This is a genomic window from Alkaliphilus oremlandii OhILAs (assembly GCF_000018325.1).
Classification (GTDB): domain Bacteria; phylum Bacillota; class Clostridia; order Peptostreptococcales; family Natronincolaceae; genus Alkaliphilus_B; species Alkaliphilus_B oremlandii.
Genome location: NC_009922.1, coordinates 2854287 through 2869941, shown reverse-complemented (window position 1 = coordinate 2869941; position 15655 = coordinate 2854287). Strand labels below are relative to the sequence as shown.

Genomic DNA, 15655 nt, shown 5'->3' with positions numbered 1-15655 from the left:
CTTAGGAACAGGTGGTGATTGTCATGACAAAAGAACTACTTCTTGCACCAATAAGAAATTCCACGGACTACATTCAGGTTCGAAAAAACATAGAATCCCGCAAAAGTCCCATAGCGCTCTATGGATTGAACGATACGCAGAAATCCCATATCGCCTACGGCATACAGGATGAAATCAAAGGACAGGTATGTATCGTCACATACAATGAAATGGAAGCAAGGCAAATCTATGAAGATTTAAAATTCTACGCAGGAGATCGGGCCATCTTTCTTCCATCAAAAGAGATTATGTTCTACAATATGGAAGCAACGAGCCGAAATGCCCAGGAAGAAAGAATGAAAGCAATAGAAACCATATTGGAGGGTAGCGACTGCATCGTCGTCACTGCCATCGATACCTTTCTTCGTCTAATGCCGCCCCCAAGCGCCTATACGAAAAATCAAATTTCTTTTCAGGTGGGAGATACTGTTGATCTAGAAAAGGTCATAGAAAATCTTGTGATGCAAGGCTACGAAAGAGAAGATATTGTGGAGGAAAGAGGGCAGTTCAGCATTCGGGGAGATATTATCGACATATTCCCTAGCTCTGCAGAAATGCCAGTAAGGGTGGAGTTATTTGGTGATGAAATCGATTCCATAAGGAATTTTCAACCAGCTACCCAAAGATCTTTAGATAAAATAGAAGCTGTAAAGGTCTATGCAGCGAAGGAAACCACCATTGAATCCTTCGATGTTGAAGCAGTGATTCTAAAGCTGAATCAGGATTATAAAAACATAAGCAAAAAACTGAACCAAGCCGCAAAAGAAAACCTAAAGAACAGCCTAGAGGAACTATCAGAAAAGCTTCGGTCCCTAGGAAATTTTAGAGGCGTAGAAAAACTGCTGCCCTACATCTACGAAAAAACCACATGTCTTTTACATTATTTCAAAGACAATGCACTTTTCATCCTAGACGAACCCAGTCGCCTCAGAGAAAAATCCGAGGGTTATATTGAAGAATTCAAGGAGAGCTTTAAGATCCTCGTGGAAAGAGGCGAGGTTTTCCCTGGACAGGGTAAACTGATTCTTTCCTATGGAGAGGTGATCGATCGGCTCAAGGAAAAAAGAATAGTGACCCTCAGCTTACTTCCCAAAGCCATTAAAGATTTTCCACCAAAGGAAATCATCAATTTCGATACGAGGCCCATGGCTTCCTTCCATGGAAAGCTGGAGCTTTTGGGAAAAGAGATTCAACGACTTCAGTACAAAGGCTATAAAATCGCCTTAATCCCAGGAACAAAGGAAAGATGCCTCAAGCTGCTGGAATTTTTAAGGGAGAAAGAGATTCCTGCAGAGTACTTGGTTGGAGAGAAGCAGGACTTAGTTACAGGAGAAGTAGTGATTCTCAGTGGTAATTTGCGCCGAGGCTTTGAATACGTTAAGAATAAATTTGCAGTCATAACGGATTATGAAATATACGGGGTCCATAAGCAACAGAGAAAAACTAATAAAACAAAGGATGCTTCGCCAATTAAATCCTTCATCGACTTAAAGGTTGGGGACTACGTGGTTCATGAAGGCCACGGCATTGGGAAATACATCGGCATTGAGGAATTGAAGGTAGAGGGCGTCAAGAAGGACTATTTAAAAATACGGTATTCTGGGGAAGGCTTCCTCTACGTACCGACGGATCAGATGGACCTGATTCAAAAGTATATTGGAAGTGACGATGCGCCGCCAAAGCTAAATAAACTGGGCGGTAGCGAATGGGCAAAGACCAAGACCAAGGTAAAGAAAGCCATAGAAGATATGGCAGGAGAATTGATCAAGCTCTATGCAGAACGAGAAAAGACCAAAGGCCATGCTTTCAGCCCGGATTCCGACTGGCAGAAGCAGTTCGAGGAGCTATTCCCTTACGAGGAAACGCCGGACCAGCTAAGGTGTATCGAAGAAGTAAAACAGGATATGGAAAAAGAGAGAGCTATGGATCGTCTGCTCTGTGGAGATGTTGGGTATGGAAAGACGGAAGTGGCTATTCGTGCTGCCTTTAAAGCTGTAGGAGATAGCAAGCAGGTGGCGTTTTTGGTGCCGACCACCATCCTTGCACAGCAGCACTATAATACCTTTAAGCAAAGATTTTCCGATTTTCCCATTACAGTAGAAATGCTCAGTCGATTTAAAAATGCCACGGCACAGAAAAAGATCATAGAAAATATTAGAACGGGCAATGTGGATATTGTCATCGGAACTCATCGACTGCTGTCCAAGGATATTGAATATAAGGACTTAGGTTTACTGATTGTCGACGAGGAACAGCGTTTCGGTGTAAAGCACAAGGAGGCTTTAAAGAAGCTGAAAAAGTCCATTGATGTGCTGACCTTAACTGCAACGCCAATACCTCGAACCCTTCATATGTCCATGATCGGCATTCGAGATATGAGTGTAATTGAAGATCCACCGGAGGAAAGATTCCCTGTACAGACCTACGTCCTAGGTTACAGTGAATCCATGGTAGTGGATGCCATCAGTAGAGAGCTTGCTAGAGGTGGACAGGTGTATTACGTCTATAACCGAGTTCAAGGAATCCACCAAGTGGCCAATAATTTAAAAGAACTGGTGCCTCAAGGACGGGTAGCTGTTGCCCATGGTCAGATGTCGGAGCGAGAACTAGAGAAAATCATGCTGGAATATATGAATGGCGAATACGATATCCTAGTGAGTACCACCATCATAGAAACAGGAATGGATATTTCCAATGTGAATACCATCATCATACAGGATGCAGATAAGCTGGGCCTCTCTCAGCTATACCAATTGAGAGGGCGCGTTGGAAGATCCTACAGACAGGGCTATGCCTATTTAATGTATGAAAAGGATAAAATTCTTTCAGAGGTTGCAGAAAAAAGATTGAAGGCCATTAAAGAGTTCACAGAGTTTGGCTCTGGCTTTAAGATCGCAATGCGAGACCTTGAAATACGAGGTGCAGGAAACCTATTAGGCGGAGAGCAGCATGGCCATATGGCAGCCATCGGATACGATCTCTACGTGAAGCTTCTAGAGGAAACCGTTGGCGAAATGAGGGGAGAGTATACGGAGAAATTCGAGGATACTACCATAGAGCTCAACGTCAATGCTTATATTTCGGAGAAATATATTGGCAATCCAAGCCATAAAATAGAGATTTATAAAAAAATTGCTTCCATACGGAACAAGGAAGACATGTACAGGGTAGAAGAAGAAATTGAGGACCGATTTGGGGATATTCCGTTGAGTGCTCGGAATCTTCTCTTAATTTCCTATATCAAATCCTTGGCCAAAGGTCTAAAGGTTACCGCCATTACGCAAAAGGATAAGGAAATACGGATTCAGTTTAAGGACGGCAGTATGTTAAAACCAGAGGGAATTGGCAATGTGCTTCATACCTATCACAGAAAAGTATCCTTCAATGCCACAGCGGAACCATATTTCATCTACAAGGTGCTAACCATGGATCAATACAAGGTTTTAATGGAGCTAAGGGATATTATAGAAAAAATTAGTGGTTTTCAAACAGAGCCAAGTTCGATATAATGGTTTGTATCTATAAAATTTATGAGAGGAAAAGGGTGGCAAAATATGAAGAAGAAGCTTACCATACTGATTATAGCAATGCTTACAATGGCAATATTGATAACTGGATGTTCTAAAACTGGATTGGCTGAAGGTGTAGTAGCCAAAATAGGCAATAAAGAAGTGACAGAAGCAGAATACAACAAATTATTAGATTACTACTTATCCATTGCAACAACACAGTACAACTTAACAGAGGAAATTTTAAATACAGATAATGGTTCTGGTATGACCCTGCTAGATACGCTAAAAGCAGAGGTGTTGGACATTATCGTTTTAACAGAGATCATAGCAGATAAGGCAGCAGAAAACAAAGTGACAGTAACAGAAGAAGAGGTTACAAAGGAATTTGAAGAAAACCACGTGAAGGTCATGGAAAGTGATGAAAACTATAAAAAACTCATCGAAGAAAACAAACTAGATGATGCATTTATAAAAGAACAAATCAGAAAAGATTTAATCGCATATAAATACAATCAATTCTATTTAGAAAAAACAGAGATCAATGAAGCCGCTGCAAAAACCTTTTACGAAGAAAATCCAGAGGGCTTCCACAATGAGCAAGTAAGTGCAAAGCATATCCTAGTGGAGACAGAAGAAACCGCAAAAGAAGTCATTGGAAAGTTAGAAGCAGGGGCAGATTTTGCAGAGCTTGCAAAGGAATACTCCACTGAGCCAGGAGCAGAGCAGACCGGCGGCAACCTTGGATATTTCAAAAAAGGACGAATGGTACCAGAGTTTGAAAAAGCGGCATTTGCCTTAGAAGTAGGTAAAATAAGCGAGCCAGTTAAAACTGATTTTGGATACCACGTTATCGTTGTAGAGGATAAAGTTGACGAAAGCATATCTTTTGAAGATGCAAAGGCAGATATTGTAGATTATCTAAAAAGATTGGACTATCAAAAACATTTAGAAGAAGCGCTAAAGAAAGCCAATGTAGTTAAAAAAGATAAATTATAATAAATCTCTTACAAAAAAGTGAATAAAACCCCACTATTGGTAAAATAATAGGATTACACAGGATATATTTTACTTAATAGGAGGGAATTAGCTTGAAGGCAACAGGAATTGTAAGAAGAATAGATGATTTGGGAAGAGTTGTCATACCGAAGGAAATTAGAAGAACATTGAGGATTCGAGAGGGAGACCCTTTAGAGATCTTTACAGGGAGAGATGGAGAAGTTATACTGAAAAAATATTCACCAATTGGCGAACTCAGTGAGTTTGCCACAGAATATGCCGAATCCCTTCACGAAGCCCTACAACATAATGCGCTTATCAGCGATAGAGATACCATCATCGCTGTTTCCGGTGGTTCTAAAAAAGATTATTTAGAAAAGAGAGTCAGCAAAGCATTAGAAAAAATTATGGAAGATAGAGAAACAATGGTTTTAAATCAAAGTGATCGCATGATTCCTTTCGTATCCGATGAAGCAGATACGGCGAAGTATAATGCACAGGTTGTTGCACCTATTGTAACCCATGGCGATCCAATTGGCGCTGTCATTCTATATTCTAAAGATAAGAATATCAATATGGGAGAGGTTGAAAAGAAAATAGCAGCAACAGCAGCAGCTTTTTTATCTAAACAAATGGAATAGTAAGGTCCCCTGGTTCTCCCCAGGGGATAATTTTATTTTAAGCACTTGAATTCTAAGCTCCAACTAGAATTAAGTGAGTCATAAAGTTTGAGAGCCTCTGCAAACAAATTTTATAATCCCATCTATAATCTTGGAAAAGATTTTGGTATAATGTAGGGAAGGTCATAGGAAGACTGACATAGGACAGAAGTGAGTTTTCAAAATATAGGAGGATAAGTTATGAAAAAGGATACCTTTTTAAAAGGTGCATTTATTTTAGGATTAGCAGGAATTTTAGTTAAAATAGTAGGAGCATTCTTTAGAATTCCCCTAGGAAATATTATTGGTTCTGAAGGCTTTGGCTACTATCAAGTGGCATACCCAATCTATACATTCTTACTATCGTTTTCGGCTGCAGGGTTTCCAACGGCAATTTCAAAGCTGGTATCCGAGCACAGAGCCAGGGGAGACATCCGAGGAGGGCATCGAGTTTTTCAGGTATCCTTCCGTATATTAGCGGCAATGGGTATTGTTAGCTTTTTATTCCTAGGTTTAGGTGCGAAATTTTTAGTAAATAATTTTATAAAGAGTCCAAGTGCTTATTATTCCGTTTTAGCATTGGCACCAGCACTTTTAGTCGTTCCTTTAATGGCAGCCTATCGGGGATATTTCCAAGGGCTTAAAAATATGGTACCTACAGCGGTCTCCCAAGTAACGGAGCAGATCGGGCGGGTAGCATTGGGACTAGGTTTAGCTGTTATTTTAATGCCAAAGGGAACGGAATTCGCTGCAGCAGGTGCTTCCTTTGGAGCCGCAGCAGGAGGGATTGCAGGGCTATTGACCATGCTTGTGATTTATTTCAGAAAGAAAAAGAGTATTGTTTCAGATTTTCAGCCCATAGAGCAATACGAAGAAGAAAGTGTCGGACAAATAACGAGGGATCTTTTAAGAATTGCGCTGCCGATTATCATTGGTACAGCAGTGCTGCCCTTAATCAATATGATTGACTCCATGGTGGTGCTTAGAAGACTTCAAGGAATTGGCTTTAGCTACAAAGAAGCAAACGTGTTGTTTGGACAGCTAACAGGAATGGCTGTCACTTTAATACAGCTACCGCCAGTAATTACGGCGGCAGTTTCCATGAGTATCGTGCCAGTGATTGCAGAATCCATGGTAAAGAAAGATTTAGTTGCAGTGCAGAAGGATAGTAAATCTGCTGTTCGTGTGTCCATGCTATTGGCGTTGCCTTCCTTTGTAGGCTTAGCCGTATTATCTACACCGATTATGACGTTATTATTCCCAAGAGAATCCACTTCCGCAGGACAGGTGCTATTGTTCCTATCCTTTGCCACCTTCTCCCTGTGCATGGTTCAAACCTTAACTGGTATTTTACAGGGACTAGGAAAGCCAGAAATCCCAGTACGGAACCTTTTAATTGGGGCGCTGCTAAAGCTAGTGGTAACCTATACCTTAGCAGGAATTCCATGGCTTAACGTTAGAGGTGCGGCTCTCGGTACGGTGACTGCATATACCGTTGCTACAGCATTGAACTTTATATCCCTTAAAAAGCAGATTAAGGTCAAATTTGAGCTGATGCAGTTCGTTGTAAAACCCATCATCTCTGCGGCTACTATGGGAATCGTGGTGTTCCTTTCCTATAAATTGATCTATCCTATCCTAGGGAACAGCCTTGCTACCATCGCTTCTGTTGTAGTAGGAGGAACAATTTATGGAATCATGCTCCTAGTTACGGGAACAATGGTAGAAGAAGATTTTGAGCTTCTGCCGAAGGGCGATAAAATTGCTCAAATTTTAAGAAAAGCGAAGCTACTAAAGTAGGAGGATATTATGGGAAAGTTGACCATCGTTGGACTAGGGCCAGGAGGAAAAGAGCATTTAACCTTGGCCATATATGAAGCAATGAAAAATCATACAAATATATATTTACGTACGGAACAGCATCCAGTGGTACCTTATTTAAAGGAAATGGGCATTCTCTTCCATACCTTCGATGGTGCCTACGATCGATACGAAACCTTTGAAGAAGTCTACCAGCATATAGCGGATACTGTCCTTCAGGAGGCTAAAAGTAAGGATGTGCTCTATGCAGTACCAGGGCACCCTTTTGTGGCAGAGAATACGGTACAGCTGATCATAGAGGGCTGTAAGGAGCATCATATAGAAAGAGAAGTATACCCAGCTATGAGCTTTGTGGATGCCATGTTTATGGCGCTGGAAGTAGATCCAGTAGACGGTTTTCAATTGATTGATGGCCTCAATCTCGATGTGATGAAGCCAGACCCCAATATGAATACGGTGATCACCCAAGTATACGATTCTTTCATCGCTTCCGATATCAAGCTAAAGCTGATGAACTATTACGATGATGAGCAGGAGATCTACGTTGTAAGGGCAGCTGGTGTTCCAGGGCTTCAAAAAATAGCAAAAATCAAGCTTTATGAGTTGGACCGACTAGGCTGGGTGGACTATTTAACCACTGTTTTTATAAAAAGGATTGAAAATAGTGAGAAAAAATATTACAATATGAATAATTTAGTACAGATTATGGAAAGATTAAGGAGTACAGAGGGCTGTCCTTGGGATAGGAAGCAAACACACGAAAGCCTCAAGAAATATTTGATAGAGGAAAGTGGGGAAGTGTTGGAGGCGATCGATGCTTGTGACGATAGCTCTATAGAAGAAGAATTGGGAGATGTACTTCTCCAGGTTGTTTTCCATAGCCAAATTGCAAAAGAGAGAGGCGCATTTCAAATAGAGGATGTGATTCGAGGAATCTGCAAAAAATTAATCTTTAGACACCCTCATATTTTTGGGGATCAAAATGCATATACAGAAGAAGATGTGGCTAAAATATGGGAAGAGCAGAAAAAGAAAGAGAAAGAAATGAAGAATAATTAACAAAATATGGAATAAAACTGGTTTTAAAAAAAATATTTGAAAAAAACCATGGAAATTCAACAAAAAAGAAGGAATTTTAAAATTTAGATAGAATAAAAATATACGTATTATAAAATTAAGGAGGAATTACAAATGAATAAAGCTGAATTAGTTGCTAAAATGGCAGAAAAAGCTCAATTAACAAAGAAAGATACAGAACTTGCTCTAAATTCATTTATGGAGACAGTAGAGGAAGCATTAGCAACTGGAGATAAAGTGCAATTAGTAGGTTTTGGTACATTCGAAGTTAGAGAAAGAAAGCCAAGACAAGGAAGAAACCCAAGAAATCCAGAGCAAGTAATCGATATCCCAGCTTCAAAAGCTCCTGTATTTAAAGCAGGAAAAACTTTAAAAGAGCAAATGAATAAATAGTTTCAACAGAAAGAGGAGTACATACGATAACCCCGCCCAGTAGCATATAATATTACTGTGGCGGGGTTTTTATGACCGAACCCATTTATGCGATTAAAGGAAGCGATCAATTGCTGGTGGGTCAAAGGCAACGAATGCCAATTTTATTGACGGGATGGAAAATAAAATTGTGCAATGAAACTGTGAGAATGGAGGTAGGAAAATGAGACTGGATAAATATCTAAAAAATTCAAGAATTATTAAGAGAAGAACTGTAGCAAAAGAAGCCTGCGAAGGTGGCAGAGTCTCCATCAATGGCAAGGTAGCGAAGCCCAGTACAGAAGTTGCTCTGGGCGATATCATAGAAATTCAATTTGGGGATAAAACCCTAAAGGCAGAAATAACCAATGTGGCTGAGCACGTAACCAAAGAAGGATCAAAAGAGATGTTTACCATTATTGAATAGATGCACATCCTCCGTAGCATACTAAAGGCATAGTAAGCTTTAAGGAGGATGTATATGTATAAAAAAATAAGCTGGATTGTAGTTGTATTACTTACAATATCTCTTGCTGGATGTGGACCAGCCAAAAAACCAAAAGAGAATGTACAAGAAAAGAAAATCGTTGAAGATATAAAAAAACCGCCCATCCCAGATGCGATTAGCCAAGGAGAGAACAAAGAGCCTAAGGTGAAAGTATACTTGACCGAGGGACAGCGAGTGGAGGAAATGAAATTTGAAGATTATGTGGTAGGCGTTCTTGCAGGAGAGATGAGCAATAACTTTCCAGAGAAAGCCTTAGAAGCACAGGCGATATTGGCAAGAACCTTCGTTATGGAGTTTGTTACAGAAAAAGGACAATCCAAATATGAGGGTGCCCACGTTTCTACAGATATAGAGGAAGCACAAGCTTGGAATGCAAAGGAAGTCAATGACAAGATCATCAATGCCGTTGCCAATACCAGAGGGCAAGTCCTTCTACACGACGGTAAATACGTAAAGGCTTGGTTCCATGCCCATGCGGGGGGAATGACTGCTACAGCCAAGGAAGGCTTGGGCTATAAGGATCAGGAGCCGCCCTACATTCAAGTAGTAGAATCTCCAGACTCTAAAAAAGCACCACCGGAAGCTGCCAAGTGGACTGCTCAGTTTACAAAGCAAGAAATAAAAAATGCTATGGAGAAAATCGGGAAAAAGCCCATGGATTTTAATAGCATAGAAATTGTCAATAGAGGGCCTTCTGGCAGAGCAACAGAGCTAAAAATCGGAGAAGAGACAGTGGAGGCAGCAGCCTTCCGAGTGGCTTTGGACAGTACTAAAATGAAATCTACGAAACTAGAATCCATTACCGTATCGGGGGATCAGGTCAATATGTCCGGTACGGGATATGGTCATGGCGTTGGTATGAGCCAATGGGGCGCCTACCAAATGGCAGAGGAAGGAAAAAGTGTGAAAGACATCATCAATCATTACTTTAAAGGTGTAGAAATCGTAAAGCTTTGGGAGTAAGGGTTCTAATCTGCCCTTCCTATTCATAAATAATAAGTATACACTGAGAATAGGAAGGTGGTATCTTGGAGGATCGAAGAACGACGAGAGCAAGAAACCATAGTATTATGCTAGAAAACAGAGAAAAACTCAATGTTTCTGGAGTAGAGCATGTCAATAGCTTTAATAGTGAGCTTGTGATCCTAGAAACAATCGCTGGTGTCTTAACCATTAAGGGAGAAGAACTGGACATTAGCAAGCTAAACGTGGAAGATGGCAATGTTTCCGTTAGCGGAACGATCTATGCGTTGAATTATAGCGATAGAGAGAGCATCGGAGCGAAAGGGGCGGGCTTTTTAGGAAGAATGTTTAAGTAACTTTAGGATAAGTGAAATAGGCAGATAACAAAAACTAAATTGTTATTTGCCTTTTTATTTTTTCAAAAATATGTAACGATACAAGCAGTAACCACATAAGATATAATACCAATCCCTATGAGGTGATCAACTTGAATATATATTCCACTCTTCAAGAAAGCTACATACTACTTGCCACTATGTATGGCGGTATATTTATAGGATTCATCTATGATGTATACCGTATATTTAGAGGGTTTTTTACGCCTAAAAAAATTGCTACCATGATACAGGATTTTATGTTTTGGTGCATTATATTTATTGTGGCATTTTATGTGATCATATTTAGCAATGAAGGTGCCATAAGATACTATAATTTTCTGGGGTTCATCTTAGGGTCCATTTTATACCAATTTATACTGAGTAAAATCGTAATAAAGAGCTTAGTATTTCTATTAAAATCTATAAAAAATTTTCTATATGACATTTATCAGGTACTTAAATATCCTTTCAATGTCGTATTATGTCTAGTATCGGGACCTTATTCTTATTGTAAAAATAAGACAAAACCGTTATACTATAAAATAAAAAGGTTAAAAAAACTACCGGGGAATTTTATTAGAGATACTAAAAAAGCAGCGGCAACCTACATCCGAAAAAAATAAGTAAAGAGGAGGCACCCTTATGGCAAAATCTAAAAGGAGAATTAATTATGGAAAACTAGTATTCAGATCTCTATTTATTTTTGCCATCGCCTACTTTTCCCTTACCTTTTACGATCAATATAAGGAGATGCAGGACTTACAAGGTAGAGAGCTCATTTTAAATCAAAGTCTAGAAAAGCTGCAAGGAGAGGTAGATTCTCTGAAGGTTCAAATAGAGAATAGCAATACAGACGAACATATAGAGAAAATAGCCCGTGAGCACCTGAGAATGGTGAAAAACGGTGAGAAGATTTTTGTAGATTTAAATAAAACACAGAAGTAAATAAATAGGTATACCTTTTAGGAAGTCTATGTTATAATATATTTCGAATATACACATATTTTGAAGGAGGATTCTATATTTATGCCGGCACAGGTAGGAGCAATATTAGATGGCACAGTTTCAGGGATTACGAATTTCGGTGCCTTTATTGATCTAGGAGAGGGAAAAACTGGACTAGTACACATTTCGGAGGTAGCGGATGATTACGTAAAGAACATCCATGACTATCTTAAGACACAGCAAAAAGTTAAGGTAAAAGTATTATCCATAGAGGATAATGGCAAAATAAGTTTATCTATTAAACAGGCAGCCCTGCCTAAGAAGAAAACGGTAAAGCCACCAGCTTCAGTGGAGTGGAGCAATGTCGGAGAAAAACAACCTACAATGTCCTTCGAAGATAAGTTAAACAGATTCTTAAAAGACAGTGAAGAAAAAATGTCTTCAATTAAGACAAAGGCGAAAGACGGTAGACGTGGTAACGGCTATAGCGGTAAAAAATTAAGAGACTAGTAAATTTCAACCAGGGATACCCCTGGTTTTTTTATGACCGAACCCGGTTTATGCGACTTCAAAATAACCCATAAGGAGGAAGAACGAATGAACAGATATGCAGCCATTGACATTGGAACAAATTCTATGAGGCTATTGCTTGCTTCAGTAGAACAGGGAAACATGGTAGAGCGAAGAAAAGAAGTCAACACCACACGCATCGGAGGCTCCGTAGATAAAAATAAGCAAATCAGCGAAGAGGGCATAGAGCGAAATATAGAGGCTCTCGGTCAGTTTGTGGAAGAAGGAAAAGCGTACGGCGCAGAAAAAATACTGGCCATAGCAACCAGCGCAGTTCGAGATGCAGCCAATGGGCAGGATTTTGTAAAAAGAGCTTATGAAAAAACAGGGGTCTCCATCGAAGTTATCAGCGGTGAAGAAGAGGCGGAGTTAGGCTATCAGGGTGTAGCCATGGGCTTGGGACGCACTGCTTCAAATAAACAGCTGGAGGAACGGATTTTAGTGATCGACATTGGTGGCGGCAGTACAGAGCTGATACTGGGACAGGGGAAGAAACTACAAAAGACCATTAGCTTAAATGTTGGTGCCGTACGCATGACAGAACGACACATTACTACAGACCCAATAGAGCAAGAACAATACACACAAATGGAAGCCGACATTTATAGCATAGTAAAGGACACCCTAGAAGAAATCAAAGCACAACTGAAAGAAGAAAAAAGTGCGGTGCCAGTTAAGCTGATGGGCATTGGGGGAACCATCACCACATTGGCAGCCATTCATCAGGAGCTAGATCCCTATGATTCAGATAAGGTCCACAATTATAAACTAACCTCAGAAGACGTAGCAGCATTAAAACGGAGGCTTTCTATGCTGAAGGTAGAAGAGGTACGAAACCTAAAGGGGATTCATCCCAAGAGAGCCGATATTATTTTGGCAGGCGCTACGATTCTAACTATCATCATGGAAAATTTAAATAGCAATGAAATTACAGTCAGTGAATACGACAACCTAGAAGGATTAATCCTACCATTCTTATAACCTACTATTATATCCACGGTAGGACCCAATGATTCAAAAACATTTCTGCAAGGAACACCATAGAACCCTAAATAAACAGTAGAAAAATTTCAAAAACAATACATATAGTGGACAAATTATATATAAGGCACCATATATTTGAAGCAATTTGTCAAAAGAGCCGTAATAAATGTCAAAAAGTTTTTGAGACCAACAGACCAATGTTGACAAAAGTTTTAGAAAGAATCTGGTACACTTTCCATATAAACAAAGAGAAGAGGAAGGTGTTACTATGGCAGATAAACCGACAGTAGTTCCATACCAACGGAGCTATATTGAGCTAGAAAGTGTAAGACAAATAAACAAACCGAAGGAAACACCATGGAGCAATATGGATGGCAACCTTATACTCTTGCACATCGTTGCCTTTCTTTTGGGGCGAGCGGGAATACTGAATGGGTTAACGCCCTTTGGCATCGGTTTTTTTACAGCCCTTAGCCAAAAAGATCGAAAATATGGACCCATCGGTATTACTACATGGATAGGAATCGTCAGTATAGGAGGGATTACCAGCAGCATACCCTATGGCTTTTCCTTAGCAATCATCTACTTATTATTCCAATATGCATTGGATATTAGAAAGACAAAGGTATTGAGGGCTTCCTTAATCGGTTCCGCTGTATACCTATTAACGACGGCATTATTTCTATCCTTTACTGGATTTTATCTATATGATTGGCTCATAGCAGCCTTTGAAGCGGTGGTTATATTCGTTATCGTATATATTTCCTCCTATTCGATTCCGATTATGCTACAGAACAAAAGCAGGAAGATACTCTCTACAGAAGAAATTATATGTATTGCCATATTGACTGCTTTGGCACTATCTGGAATCAATGATACTTATATTTTAGGCGTTTCCATTCGAAATATTTTAGGAATCTTAATGACCATTCTCTTTGCCTATAATGGAGGGGCCAGCATCGGAGCCGCAGTGGGTATTACCTTAGGTCTTATTACCAGTATGTCTACCAGCGGTACCACTGTTGTTATCGGCATATTTGGATTCTCAGGTCTCTTAGCAGGCATATTCAAGGACATTGGGAAAATAGGAAGTGCCTTTGGGTTCCTAGTAGGCAATGCAATCCTTACCTTTTATATCAATGGATATTATGAAGTATTCATTCAATTTAAAGAAGTCATCGTTGCCTTCCTATTGTTTTTATTGATACCCAGCGACTGGATCTCTCAAATGGAAAAGTTCTGCAACACACGAACCGGTATTGTGAACTCTAGCAAAAGCCACAGTGACAGAATGCGGCAGCTGACCTACGATAAATTGAGAGAGTGTGCAACTACCTTTTCAGAACTATCGACCACCTTCGAGAAAATATCAGAGAAGCAAGAGCACTTTCAAAACGAAGAAATATCCAAGCTCATAGAAAAGGTGGCCAATAATGTATGCCACAGCTGCGGTATGAAGAGAAGCTGTTGGGACAACAACTTTACCAGCACCTATCAAAGTATGGTGGACATGCTGATCAACATAGAAGGAAAAACCGTAATCAATAGCGAGGATATGCCCACCTCCCTGAGAAGAAGATGCATTCGTCAAAATGCAGTAATGGAGAAGGTAGCCCATTTATATGAACTGAACTATTTAAATTTAACCTGGAAGCAAAGGCTCATAGAAAGCAGGGAGCTGGTAGGACAGCAGTTAAAAGGCGTAGCCAACATCATCGAAGAGCTGGCCACCAGTGTCAATGAAGAGGTCAACTTCGACGTTGATTTAGAGGATGCCATATACGTCGCCTTAGATAAGGCAGGGTTATCTGCAAAGAATATTATGGTCTCCAACAATGAAAAAGAGAATTTAGAAATAACGATAGAAAAGAAGCAATGCTATAACCGGAACGACTGCAAGGAGAAATTTATCACGGTAGTATCGGAAGCCGTAGGTGTGGGCTTAGTGAAAAAAAGCCGTAGCTGCAATAAAGAAGAAGGAAAAAATACCTGTACGTTTACTTTAGTAGAAGCAAATCGATTTGCCACCTGTACAAAATCAGCCGTGGCAATAAAAGAAGGAAACCAATTATCGGGAGACAGTCACACCTTTATGGAGCTGAGAAACGGTCAGTATATGACAGCTCTAAGTGATGGCATGGGTACTGGAGATAAGGCTCATGTACAATCCAGTGCCACCATCGATATGCTGGAGAAAATGATGGAAGCAGGCTTTAATCGGGATATCGCCATCAAAACTATTAATTCCATCCTTATGTTAAAGTCAACGGAAGAAATGTTCTCCAGCTTAGACATCAATCTAATCGATCTATATAAAGGAACGGCAGATTTTATTAAAATAGGCAGCTCCCCTAGCTTTATAAAACACAAAGACGGGAAAATAGATCAGATCACATCCTCCACGCTGCCCATTGGAATCCTAAACGATATTCAAATCGAAGGCAATGTACAAAAACTAGAGGATGGCGATTTAATCATTACAGTTTCAGATGGCATCATCGATTCCAACCAAGAACAGGGAGAGAAATGGATCATAGATTTTTTAAAGAATGCCAATTCGTTGAATCCGCAGGAAACCGCAGATGGAATATTGCATACTGCTCTAAAATTTAGTCAAAATAAAGCCACAGATGATTTAACCGTCCTAGTAACGAAGGTTTGGGAGGTTAACTGAACAATAGCTCATTTCAAACCATAGCTCTACTTTACTTTAGGTTTATTTCGCAGTCTCACAACTCAAATTTGTTCACTTCCTCCGGTCGTACAAATTTGGTGTTCGTTGCGTTTGACCTA

15 protein-coding genes are annotated in these 15655 nt (G+C 39.9%); all 15 read left to right on the top strand.

The window, feature by feature from the left end:
- The first annotated feature begins 23 nt into the window (after window positions 1-23).
- Window positions 24-3548: a transcription-repair coupling factor gene (gene mfd, locus CLOS_RS13930; protein ID WP_012160480.1), complete on the top strand. Its 3525-nt coding sequence runs from the start codon at window positions 24-26 to the stop codon at window positions 3546-3548.
- Between the two features lie 45 nt (window positions 3549-3593).
- Window positions 3594-4547, top strand: coding sequence for a peptidylprolyl isomerase (locus tag CLOS_RS16120; RefSeq protein WP_012160479.1), 954 nt, complete (start codon window positions 3594-3596; stop codon window positions 4545-4547).
- Between the two features lie 92 nt (window positions 4548-4639).
- Window positions 4640-5188: a stage V sporulation protein T gene (gene spoVT, locus CLOS_RS13920; RefSeq protein ID WP_012160478.1), complete on the top strand. Its 549-nt coding sequence runs from the start codon at window positions 4640-4642 to the stop codon at window positions 5186-5188.
- 219 nt (window positions 5189-5407) lie between these two features.
- On the top strand, window positions 5408-7006 hold the full coding sequence (locus CLOS_RS13915) for a putative polysaccharide biosynthesis protein (RefSeq protein ID WP_012160477.1): 1599 nt from the start codon (window positions 5408-5410) through the stop codon (window positions 7004-7006).
- 9 nt (window positions 7007-7015) lie between these two features.
- On the top strand, window positions 7016-8086 hold the full coding sequence (locus CLOS_RS13910) for a MazG nucleotide pyrophosphohydrolase domain-containing protein (protein ID WP_012160476.1): 1071 nt from the start codon (window positions 7016-7018) through the stop codon (window positions 8084-8086).
- Between the two features lie 114 nt (window positions 8087-8200).
- Entirely contained in the window at window positions 8201-8497 is a 297-nt protein-coding gene (locus tag CLOS_RS13905; protein ID WP_278183763.1) for an HU family DNA-binding protein, read from the top strand.
- 71 nt (window positions 8498-8568) lie between these two features.
- Window positions 8569-8703 carry a hypothetical protein gene (locus CLOS_RS16380; protein WP_278183742.1) on the top strand — a complete coding sequence of 45 codons (135 nt, stop codon included), beginning with the start codon at window positions 8569-8571 and terminating at the stop codon, window positions 8701-8703.
- Complete coding sequence (locus CLOS_RS13900) at window positions 8700-8942, top strand: RNA-binding S4 domain-containing protein (protein WP_012160474.1); 243 nt, start codon at window positions 8700-8702, stop codon at window positions 8940-8942. The genes CLOS_RS16380 and CLOS_RS13900 overlap by 4 nt, the downstream gene beginning before the upstream one ends.
- A gap of 54 nt (window positions 8943-8996) precedes the next feature.
- Entirely contained in the window at window positions 8997-9986 is a 990-nt protein-coding gene (locus CLOS_RS13895; protein ID WP_012160473.1) for a SpoIID/LytB domain-containing protein, read from the top strand.
- A gap of 65 nt (window positions 9987-10051) precedes the next feature.
- Window positions 10052-10342: a sporulation protein YabP gene (yabP, locus tag CLOS_RS13890; RefSeq protein ID WP_012160472.1), complete on the top strand. Its 291-nt coding sequence runs from the start codon at window positions 10052-10054 to the stop codon at window positions 10340-10342.
- A gap of 122 nt (window positions 10343-10464) precedes the next feature.
- A complete protein-coding gene (gene yabQ / locus CLOS_RS13885) occupies window positions 10465-10986 on the top strand; it encodes a spore cortex biosynthesis protein YabQ (protein ID WP_012160471.1) in 522 nt (173 codons plus the stop codon).
- Window positions 10987-11005: 19 nt separating this feature from the next.
- Window positions 11006-11308, top strand: coding sequence for an FtsB family cell division protein (locus tag CLOS_RS13880; RefSeq protein ID WP_012160470.1), 303 nt, complete (start codon window positions 11006-11008; stop codon window positions 11306-11308).
- An 81-nt stretch (window positions 11309-11389) separates the two neighbouring features.
- Window positions 11390-11818 carry a S1 RNA-binding domain-containing protein gene (locus CLOS_RS13875; RefSeq protein WP_012160469.1) on the top strand — a complete coding sequence of 143 codons (429 nt, stop codon included), beginning with the start codon at window positions 11390-11392 and terminating at the stop codon, window positions 11816-11818.
- A gap of 87 nt (window positions 11819-11905) precedes the next feature.
- Window positions 11906-12859 (top strand): Ppx/GppA phosphatase family protein, encoded by a 954-nt coding sequence (locus tag CLOS_RS13870; protein WP_012160468.1) that lies wholly within the window; start codon window positions 11906-11908, stop codon window positions 12857-12859.
- Window positions 12860-13130: 271 nt separating this feature from the next.
- Window positions 13131-15536 (top strand): stage II sporulation protein E, encoded by a 2406-nt coding sequence (spoIIE, locus tag CLOS_RS13865; RefSeq protein WP_012160467.1) that lies wholly within the window; start codon window positions 13131-13133, stop codon window positions 15534-15536.
- The last annotated feature ends 119 nt before the right edge of the window (window positions 15537-15655 follow it).

What these genes read in the sequence shown, in the direction of transcription:
- spoIIE (WP_012160467.1), top strand. Translation starts at nt 13,131, where the DNA reads ATGGCAGATAAACCGACAGTAGTTCCATACCAACGGAGCTATATTGAG.
- CLOS_RS16120 (WP_012160479.1), top strand. Translation starts at nt 3,594, where the DNA reads ATGAAGAAGAAGCTTACCATACTGATTATAGCAATGCTTACAATGGCA.
- CLOS_RS13875 (WP_012160469.1), top strand. Translation starts at nt 11,390, where the DNA reads ATGCCGGCACAGGTAGGAGCAATATTAGATGGCACAGTTTCAGGGATT.
- CLOS_RS13915 (WP_012160477.1), top strand. Translation starts at nt 5,408, where the DNA reads ATGAAAAAGGATACCTTTTTAAAAGGTGCATTTATTTTAGGATTAGCA.
- CLOS_RS13910 (WP_012160476.1), top strand. Translation starts at nt 7,016, where the DNA reads ATGGGAAAGTTGACCATCGTTGGACTAGGGCCAGGAGGAAAAGAGCAT.
- CLOS_RS13880 (WP_012160470.1), top strand. Translation starts at nt 11,006, where the DNA reads ATGGCAAAATCTAAAAGGAGAATTAATTATGGAAAACTAGTATTCAGA.
- CLOS_RS13900 (WP_012160474.1), top strand. Translation starts at nt 8,700, where the DNA reads ATGAGACTGGATAAATATCTAAAAAATTCAAGAATTATTAAGAGAAGA.
- CLOS_RS13870 (WP_012160468.1), top strand. Translation starts at nt 11,906, where the DNA reads ATGAACAGATATGCAGCCATTGACATTGGAACAAATTCTATGAGGCTA.
- CLOS_RS16380 (WP_278183742.1), top strand. Translation starts at nt 8,569, where the DNA reads ATGACCGAACCCATTTATGCGATTAAAGGAAGCGATCAATTGCTGGTG.
- CLOS_RS13895 (WP_012160473.1), top strand. Translation starts at nt 8,997, where the DNA reads ATGTATAAAAAAATAAGCTGGATTGTAGTTGTATTACTTACAATATCT.
- mfd (WP_012160480.1), top strand. Translation starts at nt 24, where the DNA reads ATGACAAAAGAACTACTTCTTGCACCAATAAGAAATTCCACGGACTAC.